The 19,632-nt window shown below is 73.4% G+C and carries 17 protein-coding genes and 2 pseudogenes; 7 read left to right on the forward strand and 12 right to left on the reverse strand.

Annotation, left to right across the window (positions count from 1 at the left end; translation table 11 throughout):
* Positions 1-37: 37 nt before the first annotated feature.
* Positions 38-943: an NADP-dependent oxidoreductase gene (locus FDO69_RS17325; RefSeq protein WP_104780726.1), complete on the reverse strand. Its 906-nt coding sequence runs from the start codon at positions 941-943 to the stop codon at positions 38-40.
* Between the two features lie 887 nt (positions 944-1,830).
* Here FDO69_RS17325 and FDO69_RS17330 point away from each other — a divergent pair.
* Together FDO69_RS17330 and FDO69_RS17335 are read left to right on the forward strand one after the other, a co-directional pair.
* On the forward strand, positions 1,831-2,208 hold the full coding sequence (locus FDO69_RS17330) for a type II toxin-antitoxin system RelE/ParE family toxin (RefSeq protein ID WP_104780833.1): 378 nt from the start codon (positions 1,831-1,833) through the stop codon (positions 2,206-2,208).
* A complete protein-coding gene (locus FDO69_RS17335) occupies positions 2,205-2,543 on the forward strand; it encodes a helix-turn-helix domain-containing protein (protein ID WP_104780727.1) in 339 nt (112 codons plus the stop codon). Before FDO69_RS17330 ends, FDO69_RS17335 begins: the two co-directional genes overlap by 4 nt.
* Before the next feature lie 474 nt (positions 2,544-3,017).
* On the opposite strand, the gene FDO69_RS17340 is transcribed toward FDO69_RS17335, so the two are convergent.
* Complete coding sequence (locus tag FDO69_RS17340) at positions 3,018-4,178, reverse strand: DUF418 domain-containing protein (RefSeq protein WP_104780728.1); 1,161 nt, start codon at positions 4,176-4,178, stop codon at positions 3,018-3,020.
* A gap of 315 nt (positions 4,179-4,493) precedes the next feature.
* Here FDO69_RS17340 and FDO69_RS17345 point away from each other — a divergent pair, with 315 nt between their 5' ends.
* Both FDO69_RS17345 and FDO69_RS17350 read left to right on the forward strand, forming a co-directional pair.
* The gene (locus FDO69_RS17345) at positions 4,494-4,706 is read left to right on the forward strand and encodes a hypothetical protein (protein ID WP_138430113.1); all 213 of its coding nucleotides are present in this window, start codon (positions 4,494-4,496) and stop codon (positions 4,704-4,706) included.
* Between the two features lie 75 nt (positions 4,707-4,781).
* A pseudogene (locus FDO69_RS17350) lies at positions 4,782-5,653 on the forward strand (ABC transporter transmembrane domain-containing protein); the annotation flags it as partial.
* A 12-nt stretch (positions 5,654-5,665) separates the two neighbouring features.
* Here FDO69_RS17350 and FDO69_RS41985 read toward each other — a convergent pair.
* The 3 genes and pseudogenes from FDO69_RS41985 to FDO69_RS17360 form a co-directional block, all read right to left on the reverse strand.
* A pseudogene (locus FDO69_RS41985) lies at positions 5,666-5,843 on the reverse strand (ATP-binding protein); the annotation flags it as partial.
* Entirely contained in the window at positions 5,834-5,983 is a 150-nt protein-coding gene (locus FDO69_RS41215; RefSeq protein WP_159030621.1) for a hypothetical protein, read from the reverse strand. The gene FDO69_RS41215 and the pseudogene FDO69_RS41985, both read right to left, overlap by 10 nt.
* Positions 5,980-6,651 carry a response regulator gene (locus tag FDO69_RS17360; protein WP_167526626.1) on the reverse strand — a complete coding sequence of 224 codons (672 nt, stop codon included), beginning with the start codon at positions 6,649-6,651 and terminating at the stop codon, positions 5,980-5,982. Before FDO69_RS17360 ends, FDO69_RS41215 begins: the two co-directional genes overlap by 4 nt.
* A gap of 275 nt (positions 6,652-6,926) precedes the next feature.
* Here FDO69_RS17360 and FDO69_RS17365 point away from each other — a divergent pair, with 275 nt between their 5' ends.
* Positions 6,927-7,178, forward strand: a complete 252-nt coding sequence (locus tag FDO69_RS17365) for an alpha/beta hydrolase family protein (RefSeq protein WP_138430116.1) — start codon at positions 6,927-6,929, stop codon at positions 7,176-7,178.
* Between the two features lie 94 nt (positions 7,179-7,272).
* On the opposite strand, the gene uppS is transcribed toward FDO69_RS17365, so the two are convergent.
* The 4 genes from uppS to FDO69_RS17385 all read right to left on the reverse strand — a co-directional run bounded on the left by uppS (position 7,273) and on the right by FDO69_RS17385 (position 11,456).
* Positions 7,273-9,129: a polyprenyl diphosphate synthase gene (gene uppS, locus FDO69_RS17370; RefSeq protein WP_324826515.1), complete on the reverse strand. Its 1,857-nt coding sequence runs from the start codon at positions 9,127-9,129 to the stop codon at positions 7,273-7,275.
* 66 nt (positions 9,130-9,195) lie between these two features.
* Positions 9,196-10,161, reverse strand: coding sequence for a YihY/virulence factor BrkB family protein (locus tag FDO69_RS17375; protein ID WP_104780732.1), 966 nt, complete (start codon positions 10,159-10,161; stop codon positions 9,196-9,198).
* A gap of 70 nt (positions 10,162-10,231) precedes the next feature.
* A complete protein-coding gene (locus FDO69_RS17380) occupies positions 10,232-10,474 on the reverse strand; it encodes a DUF6411 family protein (RefSeq protein ID WP_053672211.1) in 243 nt (80 codons plus the stop codon).
* 283 nt (positions 10,475-10,757) lie between these two features.
* Positions 10,758-11,456: an ANTAR domain-containing response regulator gene (locus FDO69_RS17385; RefSeq protein ID WP_104780835.1), complete on the reverse strand. Its 699-nt coding sequence runs from the start codon at positions 11,454-11,456 to the stop codon at positions 10,758-10,760.
* Between the two features lie 185 nt (positions 11,457-11,641).
* Between FDO69_RS17385 and FDO69_RS17390 the strand changes: the two genes are divergently transcribed.
* Positions 11,642-11,989 (forward strand): STAS domain-containing protein, encoded by a 348-nt coding sequence (locus FDO69_RS17390; RefSeq protein WP_104780836.1) that lies wholly within the window; start codon positions 11,642-11,644, stop codon positions 11,987-11,989.
* Positions 11,986-12,939, forward strand: coding sequence for an anti-sigma factor RsbA family regulatory protein (locus FDO69_RS17395; protein WP_104780733.1), 954 nt, complete (start codon positions 11,986-11,988; stop codon positions 12,937-12,939). The genes FDO69_RS17390 and FDO69_RS17395 overlap by 4 nt, the downstream gene beginning before the upstream one ends.
* A gap of 112 nt (positions 12,940-13,051) precedes the next feature.
* Here the strand turns inward: FDO69_RS17395 and FDO69_RS17400 are convergent, their stop codons facing one another.
* From FDO69_RS17400 to FDO69_RS17415, 3 genes are all read right to left on the reverse strand, one after another.
* Entirely contained in the window at positions 13,052-14,089 is a 1,038-nt protein-coding gene (locus tag FDO69_RS17400; protein WP_104780734.1) for a rod shape-determining protein, read from the reverse strand.
* A gap of 170 nt (positions 14,090-14,259) precedes the next feature.
* Positions 14,260-18,606, reverse strand: a complete 4,347-nt coding sequence (locus FDO69_RS41615) for an SAV_2336 N-terminal domain-related protein (RefSeq protein ID WP_199838292.1) — start codon at positions 18,604-18,606, stop codon at positions 14,260-14,262.
* On the reverse strand, positions 18,596-19,603 hold the full coding sequence (locus FDO69_RS17415) for an AAA family ATPase (protein WP_104780735.1): 1,008 nt from the start codon (positions 19,601-19,603) through the stop codon (positions 18,596-18,598). Before FDO69_RS17415 ends, FDO69_RS41615 begins: the two co-directional genes overlap by 11 nt.
* Between the last annotated feature and the right edge of the window lie 29 nt (positions 19,604-19,632).

The raw sequence follows: 19,632 nt of genomic DNA on the forward strand, positions 1-19,632 counted from the left end.
CAGGTGATGATCGAAAGAGGGGGAAAGGCGGGCGTGATCAGTCGACGGTGAGGACGAGCTTGCCCCGGACGTGCCCGGCGTCGCTGACCTGCTGGGCCGTGGCGGCCTGGGCGAGCGGGTAGGCGGTGACGGTGGTGACGACCTTGCCGGTCGCGGCGTCCTGCGCCAGCGCGGCCAGACCGGCGGCGGAGCGTTCCCGGGGACTGCTGGAGAAGGTGATGCCGAGCTGGTGTGCGCGGAAGTCGGAGATGGTGACGATGCGCTCGGTGCCGCCGCGCAGGGTGATGGAGTCCTCCAGGGCGCCCTTCCCGGCCAGGTCGAACACCGCGTCCACGCCATCGGGGGCGAGCGCCCGGACCCGCTCGACCAGGCCCTCGCCGTAGAGGGTGGCGGTGGCGCCGAGTGAGGTGAGGTAGTCCTGGTTCGAGGCGCCGGCGGTGCCGATGACACGCGCTCCGCGGGCTGTGGCGAGCTGGACCGCCAGGGTGCCGACCGCTCCGGCCGCGCCGTGCATCAGTACGGTCTCCCCGGCGACGACGCCGAGCAGGTCCAGGACCCGCTCGGCCGTCGCGCCCGCCACCGGCAGCGCGGCCGCGTGCTGCCAGTCGAGGCCGGCGGGCTTGGGGGCCACGGTGGTGGCCAGCGCGTACTCGGCGTACGAGCCGGTGTCCGACCAGCCCAGCACCTCGTCACCCACCTGCACGTCCCGCACGCCCTCACCCAGGGCGTCCACCACGCCGGCGAGCTCGCCACCGGGGGCGGCGGGGAGGGTCGTGGGGAATGCGGCCTCCATGGCCCCGGAGCGGATCTTGCCGTCCAGCGCGTTCAGCCCGGCCGCCTTGACGCGGACGCGGATCTGGCCGGGGCCGGGCTGCGGGACCTCGATGTCCGCCTCGTGCAGCACTTCCGTGCCTCCGAAACGGTCGAACAGGATGGCTTTCATGATGACTCCTCTCGTGTCGCCACCCATTTAGGTGGCTGGACACATAATCAACGTAACAGCAAACATGTGGCTAGCCAAGTATTTACTGTCGCTCGGGCTGTGCAAGATCGGCCGCGGTTGCATCGGTCTCCTCGGGGTGGCGGTCGAAGCGGGAGGCGCTCCGTCGGAGCGCGCCCCGCGGTTGCATCGGTCTCCTCGGGGTGGCGGTCGAAGCGGGAGGCGCTCCGTCGGAGCGCGCCTTCCGCAGCCAAGGGCTACGTCGACTGGAAGCTGGACGACCGGGCCGGCCAGCCCCTAGCGGTGCGCGGCTTCCTTCTGGTTCGGGCCCGGGTCGGCTCGCGGTTGGCCGCCCGGGCAGCCTCCAGCCCCGCGTCCCTCTCCTCCGGCCGCGCCAACAGCTTGGTGTTCGCCTGTTCCGGGCGGGAGGCCTGGCGCCCCCGTACGGCCCGACCTGGTTGCGGAGTGCCCTGCCGATGAGCAGTCGTCCAGGGTCAGTACCGCCACCCGTCCGCTTCCTGTGCTCGCGCGGCGACCTCACAGGCCACCAGGTTTCGCCCTTCGGTAGCTGACAGAACTCGGGTCGCCCTTCTCGCGGAGCATGTGGCCGAGCGCCTGAACGGCTCCTCGGCCAGGAAGGGCGGCAGCGCGCCGTTGGCCGCTCCGTGTAAGTTCACGGCAGCCCGTGCGACCTCGATCGCCACGTACTCGGCAAACGGCAGCGGCGCGTAGAACAGTCGCCCCTTGACGTCGAGCGGCAGGATGCGGTCGCTGGCATCGCGCAGGAACAGCGGCGGTACGTCCGCACTGCGAGAACGGCAGCCCTCTCCAATTATGATGTCAGTGGTGTATGCTGTAAGTGTAATAAATTGCAGATGGGGGACGTGTGCATGGCTTGGAAGGTCGTCGTGGTCGAGCCGGCTCTCTCATGGCTTCACGGCCTGCGCCGTACTGACCGTGACACCTTGATTCAGGTCAGCCAGGCTGTCACTGCCCTTCAGGAGGAAGGTCCCGCGTTGGGGCGGCCTCTGGTGGACACGGTCAAGGGCTCGGTGCTTTCGAACCTGAAGGAGCTTCGCCCGGGCTCGGCCGGGGCGACGGAAGTGCGGTTGTTGTTCGTGTTCGACCCGGACCGCCAGGCCGTGATCCTGGTCGGCGGTGACAAGGCAGGCAATTGGTCCGGCTGGTACCGCGTCGCGGTGCCCCAGGCGGAGCAGGCGTACGCGGAGCATCTGAAGCGAATCGATGGAGAGGACGGGGCGCGATGACTGATCACCTCAAGGACCCGCAGGCCGTCTCCTGGGGAGACCTGGCCGAGGATTTCGCCTTCACCGATGCCGAAAAGGACCAGATTCAGAAGGGGGCGCAGGCGATGGTCCTGGCCTCCCGTGTGCACCGTCTTGCCGAGTTGCGGAAGCGGCAGCACACCACACAGGTCCAGGTCGCCGAAGCCATGGGTGTCACCCAGGCCCGCGTCTCGCGCATCGAGAAAGGGCAACTGGAACGCAGCGAGGTCGACACCCTCGCCGCCTACGTCAAGGCGCTCGGCGGCAAACTGAAGATCGTCGCTGACTTCGGTGATGAGTCCTATGTCCTTGGCTGACCAGTCGACGCGCTGCGACCCAGGTCGATGAGCGGTCCGGTGGACAAGCTCGGGTCTTGACGCCAGGGATGATGCTCCACCCCGGGAGAAGGGGTGGAGCATCATCGCGTCGGTAGGGGACTCCGCTGTGCGAAGGTTCCATCTTCTTCGCTGAACTGGGCGGACGCGGCTGCTGCTGTGGTGAGCGTCCAACTCATCGACCCCAGGGGCCATTGAGGGGCCGCAAGGACAGGAGCAGACCGACAAGCGCTGCACAGGGCTGACACGGATCGGCACGTCTGACCTGCAAGAACGGCGTGAATCGACACTGATCGGCAAGGACCGCCAAGATCCCCAATGGACTCATAATCCGTCGGCCGTGGGTTCGAGTCCCACCCGCCCCACCACTCGCTACGCGGGCAGAACCGTTTTGACTTGCGGCGCCGTGAGATGTGCAGGCCGGGGTGGGACGTGTGGTCCCACCCCCGCAGGGTGTCATCGGATGTGCTTCGCCGGCTTGGTGGCGGCGTTGAGCAGGTACTCCAAGGGGCCGCGGCGGAAGAAGCGGGACCAGATCGCGGCGAACACGGTCGCCCCGAGGACGAACATGAGCAGCGGCACCCATGATTGCTGGGTGCTGGTCCCGGCGGGCACGGACAGCGCGGACTGAGCGAGGAAGTGGCCGACGTAGGCGGTCAGGGACATGGTGCCCACGGCGATGACCGGCTTCGCCAGGCGCCGCAGTCGCGGCAGGCGGTCCACCGCCACCATCGCGCCCACGATCACGAGGATCGCGATGCCCACGCTGCCGATGATGTCGAACGTGGTGCCGCTGTGCGGCCCGGCCGAAAGAAGCGACGACGCCGGCATATGGGGGAACGACCCGCCGTCGAGGGGCATCGACCCGCTGCCGGGGGGCATCGAACCGGAGCCGCCGGACGACGACCCGTCTTCCGCCGTGCTCCTCAGCGCGTTCTTGCCGGCGAGCAGCAAGGACATGCCGTACGCGGCCACGGTGAGGGAGGCACCGACTGCGGCCAGGCGCCGCCGGACAGTGCCGGAGGACAGGTCGAGGCGGCCCAGCGCCATACCTGCGATCACGAACGACATCCAGGTGAGCGCCGGGTAGAAGCCGGTGAGCAGCAGATCGAGCACTCCCACCTCGCTGAGGCGGCGGAGCGGGTCGTAGGCGTTGATGCTCTCCTGGACCGACGGAGTCAGCAGCGAGGTCAGGACGAACGCCAGTTGCGGTGCGACGAGGGCGAACGCGGCCGCGATGATCGCGAGCGTCTTGGCGCTCAGTCGCACCAGGGGCAGGGCCAGCAGGAAGTAGACCCCGTAGAAGCCGAGGATGATCACTCCCCCGTACTCCATGGCCATCACGGTTCCCAGCGCCAGCAGGATGACGGCGCGGATCGCGATCCGGGCCTTCGCCTGCCGGCCGGCCAGGCCGGTCTTCGGCTCCCGGCGGCCGGCGATCAGCATCAGTGAGAACCCGGCGAGGGTGGCGAACAGGACCGATGAGTGACCGTCCGCCAGGTACCGGATCCAGCTGCCGACGCCGTGCGTGGCGGACAGCGGGGGGCCGATGTGCACGACGTACATGCCGAACACCGCCAGCGCGCGGGCCAGATCCACCCCGACGAGGCGTCCCATGGAGGGACCGGGTGAGGCCGGCGCGGCGGACTCGGGGGAGGTTCGGGGTGGGGGAGGCGAGTTCTCCTGCGGAGCTGCCTGCGGCGGCTGTGTCTGTGTCATACGGAGAACCTCGCGCGGACGTCGTCGGGCGGACCATCCGGCAGCCTTCGGTACCGCCCCCGCCGGTCGGCGGGTACCGCCCTGCCGACCGGCGGAGTCTGGTCCCCGGCCGGTCCGGTGCGACCGGACGGCTGTCTTCTTCAGCCACTCGGCGGGGGTGGACCCGACAGTTGCCGGATGGGCGTGGGGCTGACGCGCTTCCAGGCTGGAGGCATGACATACCGTGCGCGACACACCGAACGTGAGGACCTCCTTGGAACATCGGCCGCGACGGGCCGTGACTCCGTCCCTGGCAGGGGCGAGTTCCTGGAGTTCCTCGGTCTGACGTCGGCGGCGGCCGCCTTCGTCCTGTTCGTCGTGCGTCCCGAGGTCTCCGAAGGGTTGGTGCGCGCCCTCGCCTCGAGGGCGTCCGCATTCGTCCACTGAGCCGACACATGCGCACGCCCTCGTGCGCCGGACCGCTGATGCCGTGCCCGGCACACCGCAGAAGAAAGGAACTTCGTGAACACCGCATCCGCCCCGACGACGGATGAGACTTCCCTGTCCGCCCGGGAGACGCTCAAGGCACTGGGCGGGTACGTTCGGCCGCACCGGTGGGCCGTCGCCCTCGGCCTGCTGTGCGCCCTGGGCGGGGCCGCCGGGGGCTGCTGCAGCCGCTGGCCACCAAGGCACTCGTGGACCGGCTCGCCTCCGGTGAGACCATCGCCGGGATCCTGATCGCGCTCACCGTCCTGGTGGTGCTGGGCACGGCAGTCGAGGCGTTCGGCGCGTATGTGCTGGAGCGGACGGCGGAGTCGGTGGTCCTGGCCGCGCGGCGCACCCTTGTGGGGCGGTTGCTGCGGCTGGGGATCGCGCAGTTCGAGCGGATCCCGCCGGGTGATCTGATGTCCCGGGTCACCTCGGACACCACGCTGCTGCGGGCGGTCAGCACCCAGGCGGTCGTGTCGGCGGCCACGGGCGCGGTGGCCTTCGTGGCGGCGATCGCGATGATGGCGTTCCTGGACGCCGTGCTGCTGGGCGTGACGCTCGGCGTGGTCGTGGTGGTCGGCGGGGCCGTCGTGCTGGTGATGCCGAGGATCGCCCGCGCCACCGAGCGCTCACAGGAGGCGGTCGGGGAGATCTCCGTCGCGCTGGAGCGGGTCTTCGGGGCATTCCGTCCCGTGAAGGCGTCCGGTGCGGAGGAGCGGGAGACCGCCCGGGTGGAGGCGGCAACACAGCGGGCGTGGCGGCACGGGGTGAAGAGCGCGAAGTGGGAGGCCGTGGCAGGCTCGGCGGACGAACTCGCCGTACAGCTGGCCTTTCTCGCCGTGCTCGCCGTCGGCGGGGCGCGGGTGGCGTCCGGGGCGATCCCGGTGTCCACCCTCATCGCCTTTCCTGCTGTACCTCTCCGCGCTGAGGGGAATCCGCAGCCGCGCCCGGTAGCCGCCCTCCTCGGTCGGGCCCGCCTCCAGGGTGCCGTGGCAGGACCTCGGCCCGTTCCCGCAGACCGACCAGGCCCAGCTGCGAACCGGGCAGGGACAGGGAGGGGCGGGTCGGTGGCGAGTTGGTGACGGTCACTCCGACGCGTCGTCGCCGTCAAGCGCGAGACCGAGGCGTGTGTGCTCCCACATGTTCAGCCACACGTCCACGGCCGCCACCGACACCAGGACGATGTCGATGACCGGCGCGGGAACCCGCTGCCCTACGGCACGTGCGCGGCTCATCGACCGGCCTCCGACCGCGGGTGCCCGTCGAGCAGACCCGCCCGCTGCGCCAGCAGGGCGGCCTGCACCCGGCTCGTCACACGAAGCTTCGTGAGGATCGCGCTGACGTGGTCCTTGACTGTGCCGGCGCCCAGGTGGATGCGCGCCCCGATGTCGGCGTTCGACAGCCCCTCCGCCACCAGGACGAGGACATCGCGCTCGCGGGCGGTCAGCAGCCGGACCCGTGCCGCATCCTCGTCGACGGCCGTCCCGCTGCCGGGGTGGCTGTGCAGCAGGGTCCGCGACGCCTTGGGGGAGAGCACCACACCGCCGGCGGCCAGGGTGCGCACCAGGTGGGCGAGCTGCTCCGGTTCGGTGTCCTTGAGCAGGAAACCGGCCGCGCCCGAGTTCAGCGCGGTCAGGATGTACTCGTCGGCGTCGAACGTCGTCAGCATCGCCACCACCGGAGCGTCCGGCCTCGCCCGCAGTTCGCGCAGCACGGTGAGCCCGTCGACGTCCGGCATCCGGATGTCCAGCAGAACCACGTCCGGCCGCTCCCTGCGGACGGTCGCGACGGCCTCGCCCCCGCTCGCGGTCGCGACGACCTCGATGTCCTCGGACGCGCCCAGAATGAGTTCGAAGCCCGAGCGGACCAGTGCCTCGTCGTCCACCACCACTACCCGGATCACGCGCGCCCCGCCTCACCTTCGTCCATGCCGACCGGCCCATGCCGCCTCGACCCTAAGACCATGCACCGTCCCCGTGACCCGAAGAGCGGCAGCTCCAGCCACACGGCGGGGTAGCACCCACCGGTCGGCAGGGACACCGCAGCCTTCCGCCGGATACGCCATGATCGGCCCGGCCTCCAGCCTGAGGGACATGACACCTCACGCCCGACTCCTGGGAGTTCATCCAGGCGGAGGCCCACCTTCCCACGCACCGCAACGAAGTGACGCTGCGGTCGATGGAGCTGGTGTCCGGCTACGAGCCGGGTCTGCTCATCGAACGGGTCAGCCCCACGCCCATGCTGATGATCGTGGGTGAGCTCGACGTGGCGTGCCCGCCCAACCTGCAACTCGGCGCCTACGCGCGGGCCCGGGAGCCGAAGCGGCTGCTGACCGTGCCCGCCGGCCACTTCGACGTGTACAAGGCAGGTCCGGCCTTCGACCGGGTGGCCGACGCGGCGGCCGACTTCTTCGCCGAGCATCTGCGGTGACGAGCGCACCCTGACGGGACGGGCACACGTCGACGAGGGGCCGCTCCCGGGCGGCCCCTCCCCGTTCACCCGCCCGAACCCGCGGCAGGGGTCGTCACGCGCGGGCCGCCGACGGCCCGTCGGCAGGGGCGAGCTCGCCCGTCGGGGCCGGAGCCGCGCCGTGGTGGCGCTGGCGCCGGGTGTAGGCGCTGATCGCCTGCCAGAGGTCGCCGCGGTCGGCGTCGGGCCACAGGCCGGGGGTGAAGTGCAGCTCGGCGTAGGCCGTGTGCCAGGGCAGGAAGTTGGAGACGCGCTGTTCGCCTCCGGTGCGCCAGAGCAGGTCCACGTCGGGCATGTCCGGGTGCGGCAGATGTCCGGCGAAGTCGTCCTCGGCGATCAGGCCGGGCTCCAGACGGCCCGCCCGGGCGTGCTGGGCCAGGGCGGCGGCCGTGCGGGTGAGCTCGTCCCGGCCGCCGTAGTCGATGCACATGGTCAGCGTCAGGCCGGTGCGGGCCCGGGTGGTGCGCTCCCGCAGGTGGAGCAGGTCGACCAGGTCGGGGGGCAGGCGGCCGGCCCGGCCGTGCCAGCGCAGCCGGACGTCGAGGTCACGGAAGGGGTTCTCGGCCAGTTCGTCGCGCAGCAGGCCGAGGATCGCGTCGACCTCCTCCGGGTCGCGGTGCCAGTTCTCGGTGGAGAACGTGTAGAGCGTCAGGTGGCGCAGGCCGATCTCCAGGGCGCCGTGGACCACCTCGCGGACGGTCGAGGCACCGGCGCGGTGGCCCGCGTGCCGGGGCAGGCCGCGCTGCTGGGCCCACCGGCCGTTGCCGTCCATGATCACGGCGACGTGGGCGGGCAGCAGGCCGGGCGGGATCTCGGGGGGCCGCTCGCCGCCGGGGTGGGGCGGCGGCGGCCGGAAGGCGCCGGTGGGTGCCGGCCCGGCGGGCGCCGGTGGCCTGTGGGCGGCGGGGCGTTGTGGCGGCGGCACCGTGAGCGGGGTCAGGCTCCAGGCCAGGGCCGCACGGGCCCGGGCGGGGGCGAGGATGCGGGCGCGGGTGCGCAGTGCGGGCCGGGGCGGGGAGCGCAGCAGGTCCGGGCCGGCCGCGTCGACGGCGTCGAGCTGGGCGCACAGCAGGGCGGCCATCGTGTGCAGGACCGTGGCGGGGCCGGGGTGCATGCCCCGGGTGAGGGCCCCCTGGCTCACCCACTGGCGGGCCAGGCCGGTGAGGTGCGTGACCAGGGCGCCGACGGCGGGGCTCCAGCGGCGCTGGGCCAGGTCGGCCGCGGACCCGGGGTGCAGGTCGAGGACCTCGGCGGGCAGGAGCAGGTCGCCCTGGGCCAGGTCGGCGGACAGGTCGGTGAGGATGTCGGTGAGCCGGACGCCGTCGAGGAACTCCTCGTAGGCCTCCCGGGTGTCCAGACGCAGCGCCACGGGGACGCCGGCCCGGTCGAAGACCGTGCGGACCAGGCCGAACCAGGGCAGCAGGTTGTCCCGGCCCCATGCCCGCCACTGCGCCCAGTCGGCGAAGTGCCTGCCGCGGGTGTCGTCCCGGACCTGGGCCATGGCGTCCCGCAGCTCGGACACATCCAGGCGCCAGCGGTTCGCGGTGTCCACCAGGGCGTGCCGGACCGGGTCCGGGCTGGAGCCGGTGGGCAGTTCGCGGTGCAGGGCGGTGATCCAGGCCTCGACCCGGGCGGCCCGCTCGGCAGCGGGCGCGGTGCGGTCGTCGCCGAGGTCGTCGAGGGCGTTGGCGGCCGCCCACAGGGCGTGCAGGGCCGGGCGCAGGGCCGCGGGCACCAGCTGGATCAGCGCGTACTCCGCCGGGTCCTGTTCCTTCGTACGGTGGCGGCACAGCCGGTAGGCCGCCCGCAGGGCCGGGTCGTCGCCGGTCGCCGGGCGCTCGGCTCGCTCCGGGGTCTCGGAGGTCGCTTCTCGGTCCGCCGGTGCTGTGGTCGCGGGGGGCACATCGCTCACACCCAGGACGATACGTCCTGGTTCAGCGGGTGGATCACAGGGGCCGGGTGCGCGTCAGGACGTGCCTCACGGCCCCGGTCCCGGATCGGGCCGCACGGCCTCGGTGATGCCGGCCCGGGCCGCTTCCAGCTGGGCGGCGAACGCGATGCCGAGGAACAGCACCACACCGGTCAGGTTGGCCCACAGCAGCAGGGCGACGAAGGCCGTCAGCGGCCCGTAGACGGCACCGAAGGAGCCGCTCTGCGCGACGTAGAGCGCCAGCAGCCAGGTGGCCGTGATCCACAGCACCAGATGGACCGCGGAGCCGAACGCGAGCCAGGTGTAGCCCGGTTGGTCCCGGCGGGGCGCCCAGCGGAAGATCACCGAGGAGGCGACCCACGCAAGTAGCACACCCAGGGGGAGGTCGAGAGCGCCCCACCAGTCGAGCCAGGCGGAGGACCAGCCGAAGGCCTGCACCACCGCACCGCCGACGGCGTCCCCGGCCACGAGCACGAGGAACCCCAGCACCATCGGCATGCCCGCGGCGAGGGCCAGGAGCAGGGACCGGCCGTACTTGGCCATGAAGGGCCGGTCGCGCTCGATGCCGTAGATGCGGTTGGCGCCGCGTTCGACCTGGGCCATCGCCGACGCCAGGTTAAGCACGGCGAAGACCAGGCCCAGCCACATGGCGACGGCGCCCCAGACGCCGGAACCGGCACTGCGCTCGGTGCCGTGCAGGGCGTCCTCGACCAGCTTCGTGCTGGCGCCGGGCACGATCCGGCCGAGGGTGAGTTCGATGATCCGCCCCACGCTCTCCGTGTGCACGGTGGTCGCCACGCCGACCAGGGCGATGGTGAACGGCACCATGCCCAGGACCACCTGGAAGGCGAGGGAACGGGAGTTGCTGAAGCCGTCCGCGTAGCGGAAGCGGGTGAACGCGTCGACGAGCAGCCGGCGGCCTCCGTAGCGCCGCAGGGCGGTGAACGCCTCGTCCCCGGAGAGTTCCTCCCCGATCATGTCCCGCGTCTGCGGGACGTGCACTGCGGTGCCCATCGAGAAAGGTCTCCTTCTGCCTGCCCTGCGTACCGGACCAGCATGCCGGGCGGCGCGGCCGCGCGGCGGGTCAGAAGGGCATGCGGCCGCGGGTGCGGCGCCCGGCCGAGCCGCTGCGGCTCACCGCGCGGGAACTCGTGTGGAAGGGCTTGGCGAAGAGCCGGCCCAGGACCCCGGGTGCCTTGCCGCCGGCCCGGGCGCCCGCGCCGAGCGAGCGCTGGGTGCCGCGCTCGGGGTGGCGCGAGAGGCGGGGGACGAGGAAGGCGAGCACGGCGAGCAGCACACACCCGGCGATGACGACGGCGACGATCACGAGTAACTCCTTTGACTGGTAGGGGAGGTACGGGTTCCCCGCCGGGCCGTCGGTATGTCGCCGCCACCGTTTTGCGAAGTCTCCGTCGTGAAGACTTCTCGGTTACGAGGACTCCTCACGCCGTGCTGTCCTCGCGTGTTTCGCCCTCGCCCGGGGCGTTCTCGTCGCCGCGGCCGCCCTCGGCCTGGGACGGGGTGTGGTCGCTTCGTGTACCCCTCGCGCAGCAGTCGGCTGCCGGGTACCCCGGTGGGCCGGGGAACACGGGTCCCCCGGACCCGGCCACTCAGCCCCGGCGGCGCCTCGCCACGGCCCGCTGCAGCGCCGTGCGCAGCTCGGCCGGCGGGGCCGGGCCGTCCGCCTCCGCGCTCGCCGTCACCGCCGCCGCGACGTCCCGCAGCTTCGTGTTCGACAGCTGGGACGTCTCCCGCAGGATGTGCCACGCCTCGTCGGAAGCGCAGCCGTGCGTGGCCATGAGGATGCCCCGCGCCTGGTCGATGACGGGGCGGGAGGCGATCGCCTGGCGCAGCTGCTCGACCTCCTCCTGGAGGACGTGCAGGCACTCCGCGCGTTCCAGGGCGACCGCGGAGACGGTGCGGACGGCCGGTGGTGCGGCGGGCGCCGAGCCGGTGGTGTCCAGGCCGGTCAGCGGGTCGGTCGTGTCCAGGCCCGCCAGCTCCAGGATCCGGCGCGGCTGGCCGTTCCAGTTCGTCGCCGTCACCGTCAGCGCCCGCTGCCGGCCGTGGTCGGCCAGCATGTCCAGGAACTGCAGACCAGCCGTGTCCATGAAGTGCACGCCCTCCATGTCCAGGTCCACCCGCGTGATGGTGGCCGGCAGGTCGGCCAGGGTTCGCGCCAGGATGTCCGCGCAGCCGTGGACGAGCTCACCCCGCGGGGTGAGCTCGGCTCGGTCCGCGTCGACGCGGCCACGGATGACCAGGGTGTCCAGCCCTCCCGTGAGATGTGGTGATGCCGCTGAGGTCATGTCACCGCCTTGTCGGTCCTCGTCGGTCGTGTTCGTCTCGCCGGACTGCACGACGTCGCTCGCCCCCGTGGACGTCCGTGTGAGCTGCGCCTGCCCGCCGTGCGGCTTACTACACTCCTTCTCGGGGAATGAGCTGCTGCCGTGCGGGTATCAGCGCTGTGGTCCGCAAACGTGGGGAGAGGGCCTTGGAGACTCGACATCAGCTCTCGGCGGCCGGCCCCGCGCCGGGCCTGGCGGTGTTCCCGCTGGCCGGGCGGCAAGGTGTCCGGGCGGCGGGGGAGGTCGGCCTGACGACGCGTGCGATCTGGGAAGGCGTGCTGGAAGAGGCTGTTCGCGAAGGTGAGGACGTGTACTACCTGGAGCTGTCCGACGTGACGTTCGTCGACGTCGCGGGTGCCGGTGCCCTCGCGGCCGCCGCCGGGAGGCTCCGGGACGGCCGGCGCTTCGTGGTGCGCCGGCCGCCGGCGGCCCTGCGGCGGACGTTGGACCTGCTGTGGCCCGGACAGAGGGGGATCGAGGTGTCGACGTCATGACCACCGCTGTCACCGAGCCCTTCGGACCCCTCGACCCCTTCGCCCACCCCGCGCTCTTCTACCGGGACGAGCAGGAGTACCTCGACGGCACCCTGCCCTTCGTACGCGACGGCCTGGACGCCGGGGAGCCGGTGGCCGTCGCCGTGCCCGGCAAGAACCTCGCCCTGATCAGGGACGCGCTGGGGGACGCCGCCGAGAGCGTGCGACTGCTGGACATGCGCGAGGCCGGACGCAACCCCGGGCGCATCATCCCGGGCGTGCTGCGCGCCTTCGCCGACGCCCAGCCCGCCGGCCGCCGGGTACGGATCATCGGCGAGCCCATCTGGGCGGGCCGGTCCGGCGTCGAGTACCCGGCCTGCGCCCAGCACGAGGCGCTCATCAACGCCGCCTTCCAGGGCCGGGCCGCGACGATCTTGTGCCCGTACGACGTGGCGCAGCTGCCCGAGCACATGGTCACCGACGCCTACGCCACCCACCCCACCGTCATCCACCCCGGCTCCCGGGCGGAGCAGGACAGCGCGGCGTACGCTCCCGAGGACGTGGTCGCCCGCTACAACGAGGCGCTGCCGCCCGTGCCGGAGGCGCTGATGTTCGCCTTCGACTCCGACTCCCTCCCTCACGCCCGGCACCTGGCCGTCGGGGAGGGCGCGCGGCTCGGCCTCGTCGGCGTGAAGCTCGACGACCTGGCCCTCGCCACGGCCGAGCTCACCACCAACAGCGTGGTGCACGGCGGCGGTTCGGGTGTGCTGCGGGTGTGGTCCGAGGACGGGTACGTGGTGTGCGAGGTCCACGACGACGGGCACCTCGCGGACGTCCTGGCCGGACGCCGCCCCGTACCCCGCGACCAGCGCGGCGGGCGCGGGATCCTGCTGGTCAACCTGATCGCCGACCTGGTACGGGTGCACCGGAGCGACAGCGGGACGACCGTGCGCTGCTGGTTCGCCCGCTGACCCGGCGGCCGGCGCTCGGGCACCCGGCGGCGGCACTCGGTGGTGGGCGCTCGGGCACCCGGCGCCGGCACTCGGTGGTCGGCGTTCAGGTCCTCGGCTCGGTGGCCGGCGCTCAGGTGCCCAGCGGGTCCAGCGCCAGCGGTGCGATCCTGCCCTCCAGCATCGCGCCGAGTCCCTGCACGGCGCACACGTCCGGGCGCTCGGCGATGTGCACCGGCATGCCGGTGGCCTGCCGCAGCATCTGGTCCAGGCCCGGCAGCAGGGCGCTGCCGCCGACCATCATGATCCCCCGGTCGGCGAGGTCGGCGACCAGGTCGGGCGGGCAGTCCCGCAGCACCTTGCCGATGCCGTCCAGGATCGCGGTGAGCGGCGTCTGGATGGCCTCCCGGACGGCCGCGGTGTCGACCTGGACGGAACGGGCCAGGCCCGTGGCGACGTCCCGGCCGTGGATCTCCGTGGAGGCCGGGCCCTGCGGGGTGAGGCCGTTGCCGGACAGGGCCAGCTGCAACGGCCGGACCGACTGGCTCGGCAGCATCAGCTCGTGCTCGTGACGCAGGTGCTGCACGATCGCGTGGTCGACGGCCTCGCCGCCCACCGGGATCCGCTCGGCGGTCACGATCGAGCCGAGGGACAGCACGGCCACCTGCGTGGCCGCCGCCCCGCACACCATGATCATGGTCGCTTCGGGCTGCTCCACGGGCAGCCCGCAGCCGACGGCCGCGGCGATGAGCGTGTCGACCAGTTCCACCCGGCGCGCGCCCAGCCCGACGAGCGTCTCGATCGCGGCGCGCTGAGCCAGCGGGTCGGCGTCGTGCGGGGTGCAGGCCGCTGCGCGCAGGATCGGCTTGCGGCGCAGGCCGCGGCGCATCTTGTCGCCGAGCAGGTGCCGCAGCATGCGTTGCGCCATCTCGATGTCGACGACGGTGCCGCCGGAGACCGGCCGGACCACCCGGATGTAGTGCGGGGTGCGGCCCGTCATCTTCTCCGCGAGCTCGCCGACCGCGATCAGCGCGCCGGTGCGGGTGTTCACGGCCGCGGCGGACGGCTGGTCGACGACGAGACCGGCGCCCTTGACGTAGACGCGTGTGCGGGCCGCCCCCAGGTCGACGGCGAAGTGGCAGCGGCGCAACTGCTCCAGACTGGCGGTCATGGCAGGTCCTCCCGAGAGCACAGACCGTGGGAGGCCGCCAGGTGGCGGGCCTCGCAGACGTGGGTCCGCCGGGATGGCGGGCCTCCTTCGCATCGTGCGCGGGAGGGGACCGGGCCGCCTTTCCTGGGGGGCCGGGCGGGGCGCCGCCGAACGGGGGGTTCGGCCTCCGGTCACAGGGAATGCGCGGCCTCCAGCAGCGGTGCGAGGGACGTCACGGTGGTCTCGCAGCCGGCCTCGCGCAGCTGCCGGTCGGTGGTGGTGTTCCGGGCGAGGCCGACGAAGCGCAGCCCGGCCCGCTGGGCGGCCGCGAGCTCGGCGACCGTGGAACCGATCACCAGGCCCGTCACGGCCGACCCGTCGCAGGCCTCCAGGGCGCGCAGCATGCAGTCCGGGTGCGGGGTGAGCAGCCCCAGGTCCTCGGCGCGCCCGTGGACGCCGGCCAGGGGCAGGGTGCCGTAGGGCCGCAGATAGCGGGGTACGGCCTCGGCGCAGACGTCCGTGATCACACAGACGGTGCGGCCGGAGGCGTGCAGGGTGCGGACCAGGGGCGCGGAGTTGTGCGTCGCCGGCGCGTCCGGCACCGCCTGGAGTTCGATGGCGTCCAGACGCTCCCGCAGCAGGGGCCCGAGCGGGTCGTGCGCGAAGGCCCGGAGCACGTCCAGCGGATGGGCGAACGTCTTCCGCACCGCGTCGGGCAGGGCGTGCCGAGGGTCGCGGTGCTCGTCGACGAGGGCGAGCAGGTCCAGCACGGCCTCGCGCCCGCTGCTCGCCGAGAACAGGCGGGCCATCGGGCCGTCGAAGCCGAGCAGGACCGTCTCGGCCTCGCCGAGGAGCCGGGGCAGCGGACGCGACGCGGGAGCGGGCCCCTGCGGGCCGGGCAGGGCCGCGCCCTCCCGGTCCAGTTGCACCGATGCCGTCACCGACAGCCCGGGAACCGGCCAGTGGCGCAGCCCGGCGTTGACCGCGCGCTGGGCTGCGCCCGCCCGGCGCAGCGGATGCCGACGGGTGATCCGGGCCGCCTCCTCCAGCAGATGAGCGAGCAGCGGCTCGGACACCCGGCCGACCTCGGCACGCACGAAGGCGACCGGGTCCTCCACATGCCAGGACAGCTCGACCGCGGCGGTGAACGCGCCCTTGCCACTGCTCGGCAGGGACACCCGGTGGTGGGCCTGGTGCGTGGTGAGGTCGACCTCGTAGTACGTCACGAGCCGCGGCGCCCGGGCGTCGTACGGCCGGGCGGGGTCGAGGAGGGTCAGCGGGCCGTCGGGCCGGGTGTGGACGACGGCCGTGCGGCCCGGGGCCGGTATGCCGAGCCGGCGCAGGTCGCGCGTGATGAAGGGGCCCTGCACCAGATCGCGGGCCTCGGGTTCGGGGGCCGTGGCGGGGGACAGCGGGCAGTACCAGGCCACGGGCGGGGTGTCCGTGGCGCCGTCCTGGTAGAGGGGCTGGAAGCGCTGCGGGCCCTGGGCGGCCGAGCTGGCGGCGAACTGCTCGTAGACGGCCGGGGAGACGATCACCCGGATGTCGGCGGGCACGGGCGGTGGCTCGGGCGGCGGGACGGGCCGGTCCCAGAACGTGACGGTCAGGGGCGGCGGGTCCACGAGCCCGTCGAGGACCTCGGGCAGGCCGCGCAGGACGGCGACCAGGACGGGCAGGAGGTAGGTGCCGGGCCGGGTGTGGACGTCGTAGCCGCCGGCGCGCACGCGTACGTCGAACCGGTGGGGGGCGAGCGCGCCCCGGGCCAGCATCTCGTGCACCGCGTACTCGAGGGTGATGCGGGCCTCGGGGTGGCCGGTGAGGTCGTCGGCCTCGAAGAGGACCGTGGGGCCGCCGGCCGCCGGCCCGGACTCCAGGTCCGCCCTGAGGGCGCGCAGGCGGTCCCGGGTGGCCGCGGCGGCGGGGCCCGGGACGCCGTCGAGGGGGTCGCCGTACCAGAGGCCGAGGGCGTCCCGGGGGTCGCCGGTGTCGTCCGCGAGGAGTTCCTCGAAGCGCCACACGTCGACGTGGACGTCGGGCACGTGCAGGGCGTACGAGCGCGAGAAGGAGACGAGCCGGTCGGGGGGAAGCACCTGGCGCACCTCCGCGGCCAGCCCCTTCAGGCGGTGAGCGGCCACGCTCTCCGTCAGGGGCTCCTCCCACAGGCCGCGGGCCAGCTCCTCGTGGGACACGCGCCGCCCGGGCCGCAGGAGGAGCATGCACAGCAGCGCCTGCGCCATCGGCGAGGGTGGCGTGACGTCCCGCGCTCCGTCGCCGATGCCCAGCGGTCCGAGCAGGGTGAAGGAACGCGACGGCGGCCAGGGGTCCGTGGCGGGCAGCCGGGCCGCGTAGCGGGCAGCCTCGGGCAACCGGTGCTGATCGATCAGATCGAGCAGCTCCTGGTGCTCGGCGGGAATCCCCGCGCCCGGCGCCAACTGCCGCAGCAGCCAACGGAACTCGGCGACGTCCGACTCGGGGCCCTTGCCCCGGGACTCCTCGCCCAGGGCGAACCGGCTCAGCAGCACGGTGCCGTCGGGCCGCAGCAGCAGGCCGTCGGGGCCGCGCTCGCCCCGCACCAGCGCGTGCGTGTGCAGGGCCTCGAGCCCGGCCATGCCCTGGCACACGAGACGGGCGAACGTCCGGAAGGAGATGCCCGACAGCACTTCGGACACCGTGAGACCGTCCACGAACTCCGTCACCAGATACGGAGTGTCACCCTCCACCCCGAAGTCGAGCACCCGCACCACATGCGGATCATCGACCCCGGCCAACGCGCGCGCCTCCCTCAGGAAGCGCTCGTGCGGAGAAGACTGCTCGCGGTACTGCCGGACGATCACCCGCCCGCCCGTGTCCACGTCGACGGCCTCGCACACCCGGCCGTTCCACCCGCGCCGCGCCACCAGCCGGTACCGCCCGGCGAACAGGTCCTCCCCGCCCAGCCGCCGTACGGTCTCCTCGCTGACCGTCGCGAACGCCGCGCCCGACTCGCCCGGTCCACCGCCCGCCTCGGCCCGGAACTCCCCGGCCGCGAACCCCGCGCGCTCGTCGATCAGGCTCCCGATCCGTTCGAGGAACTCCTGTGTCCGGCCGCGGGCCGTGCGCGGCAGGGAGCGCAGCAGCAACTCCCGCACGCCGGGCCGGAACGCGTAGGAGCCGGGCGGGCCGGGAACGGAGGTGAGCATGCCGCTGAGGATCACCTCGGCAAGGTGCTGGGGGCGCGGGTCGCGGTCCAGGGTGCGCTGGACGAGCCGCATCACCGGGATCGAGGGGACCGCCAGCGCGAGGTGCCCGGCGAGGCGGAAGGCCTCCGGGGACGCGGTCGCACGAAAGCGCAGGACCAGGTCCTCGGCGGAGGCGGTGGTGATCTCGGGGGTGGGATCGGCGGGGGGCACCGGAGCGGGCGGCAGCCAGGCCGCCGCGCCGGGTGTCCGGGCGCCGCCCGGGTCGGCGAGCAGGGCGGCCCAGTGGGCGAGCCAGGGGGCGCCCGGTTCCAGGACCGGTAGCGGGATGGCCGGGTCCGGGAGTGGCGAGGCGCCGTACGGGGAGGGTGAGGCGTCGTACGGGGCGAACGCGAGCGTTGCCGACGGGGCGGCGCTGGACGGGGCCGTCAGCAGCCCGGGCTCGGCGGGCAACGCCGTGGTGGCCCAGAGGTGTTCGGGGAGCGGCTGGACCACGGCGAGCGGCATGCGGTGGGCCCAGCGCCGCAGGGTGCGGTACCAGCGCTCGCCCGCCTCGCCCGGCCGCCATTGCGGGCCCATGCAGTCGCTGACGACGAGGGTGACCGTGCGGCCGTCGTCGAGGACGGGGACCTGACGGGCCCTCCCGTCGGCCGTGGCCGGGTGCAGGGTGACCGTGCGGAAGATGCCCGACTGGGCGAACGCCGTGTGCAGTTCGCTCACCAGGGGCCGCCAGACCGGCATGGTGGGGCCGGTGTCGTGCACGAGGTTCAGGCGCAGCCAGCGGTCGGGGGCCGGGCGCAGCACGGGGAACCACACGCCCGGGTGGGCGCCGAGCCGCGCGATCCGGTCGGCCGTCGCCCGCTCGTCCAGCAGGCGCAGATGCGGGGAGGGCACCTTGCGCTGCAGCGGACGCAGAGCGCGCTGCAGCGAGAGGGGATGGGGCAGCATCGGGGGCGCGGGCGCGAGGAGCGGCGATCCGCCACCGGGGCGGTGGTGCGGGCGGTCCGGGGAGCGGGGGGCGGGCAGCCGGAGGGGGACGCGATCGGCGGTGGCCCGGTCGGGGGGCACGGCGGGTACGGGGGCAGCGGGGGCCTGCTCGGCGGGGCCGGGCGCCTCGTCACCGGCGGCGGGCGGCTCGGGAGCGACCGGCCGGCCGGTCTCGGAGCAGGGCGCGCCCTCGGTGACAGGAGCCTTCGGAGCGACCGGCGGGCCGGTCTCCGAATCTCCGGCCGGCGGCTCCAACTGGCTGGCCAGCCACACGAGTTCGGCGATCTCCCGCGGTGTCGGCGCGGCGCCCGCCGCCGACAGTGCCGCCGCCAGCCGGGCGACCGGGGACGGCCCGGGTCCGGCGTCAGAGGCCATCGCCGTCGGCCGTCGCGCTGAGGTACGGCATCAGCTGCTCGGCGAGGTCGTCGCGGGACTCGGCGTCCAGCCCCGCCACTCCCGTGAGGTAGAGGGCGTTCAGCAACTGGTCGGTGGCCAGTTCGCCGCCGGAGGCCCGCTCCAGGAAGCGGGTGATCAGGCGGTCCGCGTCACCGTGCGGCGTGTCGAGATGGGCCCGGACGATGTGGGTGAGCTGGTCGCGGCCGGGGCGTCGCAGCTTCAGCCGGACGCAGCGGCGCAGGAACGCGGGCGGGAACTCGCGCTCCCCGTTGCTGGTCAGCACGACGAACGGAAAGGCCCGGCAGCGGACCCGGCCGCGGCGGACGGCGACCGGGGTGTCCGTGCCGTCGGCGAGGACCTCGGCGGTGCCGTCGCCGGAGTGCCGGGCGGCCCGGACCAGTTCCGGGATCTCGTACTGGCCCTCCTCCAGGACGTTCAGCAGGTCGTTCGGCAGGTCGAGGTCGCTCTTGTCGATCTCGTCGACGAGCAGCGCGCGGGGCCGCTCGTAGGGGAGCAGGGCCGTGCCGAGCGGGCCGAGGCGCAGGTGGTCCTCGACATCGCCCGGTCCGTCCTGCCCTTCCCGGGCCGCGTACAGCCGGGACAGCGGGTCGTACTGGTAGAGGCCGTCGGACAGCGAGCTGCGGCTGGTGATGTTCCAGCGCAGCACCGGGCCGAGCCGCAGCTCGCGCGCCACCGCGTAGGCCAGGGACGACTTGCCGGTGCCGGGCGGGCCGGTGACGAGCAGGGGGCGGCGCAGGCAGAGCGCGGCGTTGACGAGCCGGACGCTCTCCTCGGTGGCGACGTACGACTTCGCCCGGTGCACGCGGTCGGGGGAGACGGCCGTCGCGTCGTCGCCGTCGTGCGGCGGCGGCAGGGCGGGCCCGCCGTCGAAGGCACGCCAGGGCGGCGGGGCGGGCAGGTCGTCGATGCCGTCGTGCGGCTCGTCGCGGCCGGTGTAGACGGACCAGTGCGGCATGGGGAGTGGTCTCCGCTCTCCGTTTTCGT

This window comes from Streptomyces tibetensis, from assembly GCF_007655005.1.
Classification (GTDB): domain Bacteria; phylum Actinomycetota; class Actinomycetes; order Streptomycetales; family Streptomycetaceae; genus Streptomyces; species Streptomyces tibetensis.